The organism is Lamprobacter sp. (assembly GCF_034860625.1).
GTDB lineage: Bacteria > Pseudomonadota > Gammaproteobacteria > Chromatiales > Chromatiaceae > Lamprobacter.
Window position 1 is genome coordinate 1 of sequence record NZ_JAYESN010000216.1, and the last position, 5311, is coordinate 5311.

Sequence of the window (5311 nt, forward strand, 5' to 3'; positions counted from 1 at the left end):
TGCTGCAGCGATGTGTTGCTCATGCTGTTTTTGGCAATCATCTGGACGTCCCCCGTGGGGTTCATCGATGAGTTCGGTCGGGCTCGTGCCTCTGCGGTCCAGCCCCTACTGCTGAGTGGCTGACTCGGTGGGTGATCTTTACTGGTGCGAAAATTATTTTCCTGCACTGATTTTGGGCGATGGGCCGGAACGGCGGCAAGAGGAACGAGGCGTTGAGTGACACCAGAGGTCGGAAGCGCCGCCAACCGGAGGGCGGCCCTGTTCATGAGGGTCCGGTCGGCGAGCCGTCGATCAGCGAGACGCTCGTGCTGACTGGGTCAGGAGCCAAGTCAGCGCCAAGGCTGCGGCTCGAACAGCACATTGCGTTGCAGGTCAAGCGCGAACGCGTCAGTCAGGGACTCAAGATCGCCGACGTGTCGCGGATCTCGGGGATTAGCCAGGGCATGGTGAGTAAGATCGAGAATGCCCAGGTCTCCACCAGTCTCGATACCCTGAGCCGGCTCTGCGATACCCTCGGCATGCCGCTATCAAAGCTGTTCGCGGATTTTGATCGGGCCGATGGCCATGCTCAACTCATCCGCAGCGGTGAGGGGCTGGAGGTGGTGCGGCGCGGTACCGACAAGGGCCACACCTACCACCTGCTCAGTTACAAGCAAGGGCCGCGTAAGTTGTTCGAGCCTTTCCTGGTGACCATGGATGATGCGAGTGAGGTCTTCCCGAGCTTCTCCCATCCAGGCACCGAGTTTATTCATCTCCTCGAGGGGCTCATCGAATACCGGCACGGCAACCAGGTCTTCGGCATGGGTCCCGGTGACAGCCTTACCTTCGATGGCCAGATCCCCCATGGCCCGGAGCGCCTGATCGAGGTGCCGATTCGGATGCTGTCGGTGATTACCTATGCGGATGAATCCTGAAGCGGATTGCGATCGGCGCTGACCTGGCGCCTGTCGACACCGAGCACAATGTTTGCTGGCTCTTCATCAGGGATACCGGCGACTTTGACTTGCCTGCACCGATCTGGGCTCAAGCTGCAGGCACACCACTGACACCTGATTTCGGTTGGTGAATCAGTTTCTGGCATGTTCTTTGAAAGAAAAAAATCTGCCTTGCAGTGAATCGCTGGTCGAAGATGCTGGGGATCCTAGATGTAGGATCTTCTCGCAGCTTCCGGTCGCGATCTGATCGCTGGCCGAGCGATCGGTTGTTTCACCTCCGCTGTCTAAACCGAACCGAGGGCGCATGCTGATGAGTGCAGAAGAGCTTGAACAGCTGAAATCGATGATCGAGATGTCAGGGACGGTCAACATGGAGGTCTACTACTGGTGGTGCACCGCCGTGATGGTCTTGATCCATGTCGGCTTCCTCGCCTACGAGATGGGCGCCTCGCGTCTGAAGAACACGCTCGCGTCGGGCGTGAAAAATATCCTCGCCTTCGCCTTCGTGATCCCGACCTTCTTCTTTTTTGGCTGGTTCATCTATCTCGGCTTCCCGGATGGATTCAGCCTCCGCTTGGATGACGCAGCCGGGGGAATCCCTTGGGGCGAGTCGATGGGTCCGAACCTGACGGATAACGCGACCGGCGTCTTCTGGGCCGCCTTCACGCTGTTTGCGGCGACGACAGCTTCGATTATGTCGGGCGCGGTGATCGAGCGCATCCGGCTGTCGGCTTTTCTGATCTTGGCGGTGTTGCTGGGCTCGGCGGTGTGGATACTGGGCGCTGCCTGGGGTTGGCATCCCGAGGGTTGGTTGACGCTGAAGCTTGGCTACCACGATACCGGCGCCGCAGGCGTTGTGCATATGGTGGCCGGCTTCTTCACCCTCGGCGTGTTGATCAATCTTGGCCCGCGCATCGGCCGCTTTGCGCCAGACGGGACCACACTGCCCATTGTTGGACATAGCACGCCGATGTCGCTGATCGGCTTGATGCTGATCATTGTCGGCTTCTTCGGCTTCATCGGCGGCTGCATCATCTACACCACCGGCGATCAATGGGTGACGATCTACAACACGCCGGCCACGCTATCGTCGTTTGCATTCAATATCTTGATGGGCTTTGCAGGCGGCATCATCGGTGCTTATCTGATTACCCGTGATCCGTTCTGGATGATGTCGGGTGGTCTGGCGGGCATTATCGCTGCAGCCTCCGGGATCGACCTCTATTACCCGCCGCTGGCCTTCCTGATCGGCTTTATCGGCGGCGTCGTGATCGCTTATGCGGACAAGCTGCTGCAGAAGTTCCGTCTCGACGATGCGGTCGGCGCCTTTAGTGTGCACGGCGTTGGTGGTCTTATCGGTGTGCTCTCGGTGGGACTCTTCGCGAGCGGCTACCCGAATGTTGATGGTCCCGCGATCAGTCTAGGCGGACAGCTCGTGGGGGCGTTAGTGATGGCAGCGCTCGGCTTTATCCCAGGCTATCTGGTGTCGTTGCTGTTGAAGTCGATCGGTCTCTTGCGGGTGCCGGCGGAAGCAGAAGAGGCTGGGCTTGATATCACCGAGATCCCATCCCGCGCCTATCCAGAATCCTCCGGTCCGCCAGCGATCCCGCACGGTGCGGCGATGCCGCCGATTCAGGGCTGATGCCCTTCATCTGATGTGCAGGGCGTCTTGCCAACCGGCAAATGAAGCGCCCGCTCAAGGTTAATCATCAGGAGATCACGTCATGAATTCGAGTCCGATCACCAGTTGGGAAGGGGCGAGCGCCTACTTCACCTTTGCGGATAGTCCGGCCATGTTGGTCCTGCTGTTCCTGCTCTCGGTCCTAGTAACGGTTGGTGTGATCGCGGCCATGATGGTGCATGAGAAGCACAGCTTCCAGAAGGTCAAGAACGGCGGCTAAAAAGGCTACCGCTTTGCTGCGGCCGGCCTCTCGGAGGCCGCGGCCTCCTCGAGGCGCTCAGTTCCGCGGCGACCGCTGATGTCGCCTGACCGGCAGCGTCCTTTGCAACAAGCTACTGGAGTCGCGGCATGGCGACCTATCGCGCACGCCTTGGTGCCACGAGCTATCGTTTCGAGGGACTGGGCGATCTACTGGCCAAGGCGAGCCCACTCAAGTCCGGTGATGGCCTGGCTGGGGTTGCAGCCCGCAGCGAAGAAGAGCGCATTGCCGCACGTTACGCACTCGCTGATCTCCCACTGAGCACCTTTCTGAACGAGGCGATCATCCCCTACGAGTCCGACGCGGTCACGCGCCTGATCCTGGATACCCAGGATGCCGTCGCATTCCAGCCGGTGGCATCCATGACGGTCGGCGAGTTCCGTGACTGGCTGCTGGCCTACGAGACCGATACGGCTTGCCTGTCGGCGCTGGCGCCAGGTTTGACACCGGAGATGGTCGCTGCTGTATCAAAACTGATGCGCAATCAGGATCTGATCCTAGTCGCGTCCAAGACCTCGGTGGTGACGCGCTTTCGCACCAGTATCGGGCTGCCGGGCCGGTTGTCGACTCGGTTGCAGCCCAACCATCCAACCGACGATGTGACTGGTATCGCCGCGTCCATCCTGGATGGGCTGCTGAACGGCTCGGGCGATGCGGTGATCGGCATCAACCCGGCCACAGACAATGTACAGACGGCGATCCATCTACTGCAGTTGCTCGACGAGCTCAGGCTGCGCTTCGAGATGCCGGTGCAGTCCTGCGTGCTGGCGCATCTCACCAATACCTTGCTGGCCATTGAGCGGGGTGCGCAGGTTGATCTGGTGTTTCAGTCGATTGCCGGCACCGAGGGTGCAAACGACAGCTTTGGCATCAATCTCGCTCTGTTGCAGGAGGCGCTCGACGCGGGCCGGGCGCTTGGCCGCGGCAGCATCGGTGACAACCTGATGTACTTCGAGACCGGGCAGGGCAGTGCCCTGTCAGCCAATGCGCATCACAACATCGATCAGCAAACCCTGGAAGCGCGTGCCTATGGTGTCGCGCGACGGTTCGAGCCATTGCTGGTCAATACGGTGGTCGGCTTCATCGGCCCCGAGTACCTCTACGACGGCAAGCAGATCATTCGTGCCGGACTCGAAGATCACTGTTGCGGCAAGCTCCTGGGTGTGCCCATGGGCTGCGACATCTGCTACACCAACCACGCCGAGGCCGATCAGAATGACATGGACAATCTGCTCACCCTGCTCGGCGTCGCGGGGGTCAATTTCATCATGGGAGTGCCTGGTGCCGACGACATCATGCTGAATTACCAGAGCACGTCGTTTCACGACGCCAACTATCTGCGCCAGGTGTTGAATCGGCATCCTGCGCCCGAGTTCGAGGCCTGGCTCGCCCGCATCGGCATCACCGATTCGCATGGGCGTCTGGCCCCACCGGGGCTTCCCGCCCCGCTGCTGCAGGCACTCGCACACCAGGCCGGAGACGAGCATCCATGACGCGATTAGCGACATTGCCGAGACTCGGCTGTCCAGATGATCTGCGCACGCTGGCTGATCTCACTGCGGCACGCATCGGCTTAGCACGCAGCGGCAGCAGTCTCAGTACCCTTGATCTGTTGGCGTTCGATCGGGACCACGCACGCGCCCGCGATGCGGTGCATCTGCCTTTCGATGTTCCTGCCATCGAGCAGGCGCTTCGCGTGCGCGGTCTTGACTGCATCGCGCTGCAGAGTGCCGCTCTGGACAGGGCCTGCTATCTTCAGCGTCCTGATTTGGGGCGGCGACTGAGCTCCGCGGGTCGTGCTGCGCTTCAGACCCACAGGCAGTCGCAGGCGTCGCCAAAGTCTGCAACGGATGCGGCAGACCCAGACCTTGCATCCAGTCGCACTTTTGCGCCTGACGTGGCGGTGATCTTTGCTGACGGTCTGTCCGCGCGTGCGATCCATGACAACGCTGTGCCGTTTCTTGACGCCTGGCTGCCGCTAGCCAACTCCCAAGGCTGGTGTCTGGCCACGATGGTGGTGGCCAGTCAGGCACGGGTCGCCTTGGCGGATGAGATTGGCGCAGCCTTGCGCGCGCGCCTTTCGGTGATCTTGATCGGCGAGCGGCCCGGCCTGAGCGCCGCCGACAGTATGGGCATCTATCTCACCTACCAGCCGCGGCCTGGCCGAACCGATGCCGAGCGCAACTGCATCTCCAATATTCGTGCCGGCGGTCTCGCCTACGCCGAGGCCGCCCAACTGCTCACAGGGCTCATCGCGGGCGCTTTTCTCCAGGGACTCAGCGGTGTCGGACTCAAGGATGATAGAACCCTGATCAACACTCGGGCGTTATCCTGAGAGGTGGAGGTGGAGGCGACGACGATCTCGTCTCGCCGCCGGCTTTCCATCATTGTTCTCTGTTCGCTAGCGGCCATCTTTAGGCGGGGAATTGGCAGCTC

General features: G+C 60.8%; 5 protein-coding genes. All 5 read left to right on the forward strand.

Annotated features, from left to right (window positions below; translation table 11 throughout):
- The first annotated feature begins 212 nt into the window (after positions 1–212).
- Entirely contained in the window at positions 213–914 is a 702-nt protein-coding gene (locus tag VBE63_RS24335) for an XRE family transcriptional regulator (protein ID WP_323685603.1), read from the forward strand.
- Positions 915–1245: 331 nt separating this feature from the next.
- Positions 1246–2577 carry a hypothetical protein gene (locus VBE63_RS24340; RefSeq protein ID WP_323685604.1) on the forward strand — a complete coding sequence of 444 codons (1332 nt, stop codon included), beginning with the start codon at positions 1246–1248 and terminating at the stop codon, positions 2575–2577.
- 82 nt (positions 2578–2659) lie between these two features.
- Positions 2660–2836 (forward strand): hypothetical protein, encoded by a 177-nt coding sequence (locus tag VBE63_RS24345; RefSeq protein WP_323685605.1) that lies wholly within the window; start codon positions 2660–2662, stop codon positions 2834–2836.
- Positions 2837–2964: 128 nt separating this feature from the next.
- Entirely contained in the window at positions 2965–4368 is a 1404-nt protein-coding gene (locus VBE63_RS24350; protein WP_323685606.1) for an ethanolamine ammonia-lyase subunit EutB, read from the forward strand.
- Entirely contained in the window at positions 4365–5210 is an 846-nt protein-coding gene (gene eutC / locus VBE63_RS24355; RefSeq protein WP_323685607.1) for an ethanolamine ammonia-lyase subunit EutC, read from the forward strand. Before VBE63_RS24350 ends, eutC begins: the two co-directional genes overlap by 4 nt.
- Positions 5211–5311: the final 101 nt, after the last annotated feature.

Excerpts from the sequence above, each read along its gene's own strand:
- VBE63_RS24340 (WP_323685604.1), top strand. The coding sequence starts at position 1,246 with ATGAGTGCAGAAGAGCTTGAACAGCTGAAATCGATGATCGAGATGTCA.
- VBE63_RS24345 (WP_323685605.1), top strand. The coding sequence starts at position 2,660 with ATGAATTCGAGTCCGATCACCAGTTGGGAAGGGGCGAGCGCCTACTTC.
- VBE63_RS24350 (WP_323685606.1), top strand. The coding sequence starts at position 2,965 with ATGGCGACCTATCGCGCACGCCTTGGTGCCACGAGCTATCGTTTCGAG.
- eutC (WP_323685607.1), top strand. The coding sequence starts at position 4,365 with ATGACGCGATTAGCGACATTGCCGAGACTCGGCTGTCCAGATGATCTG.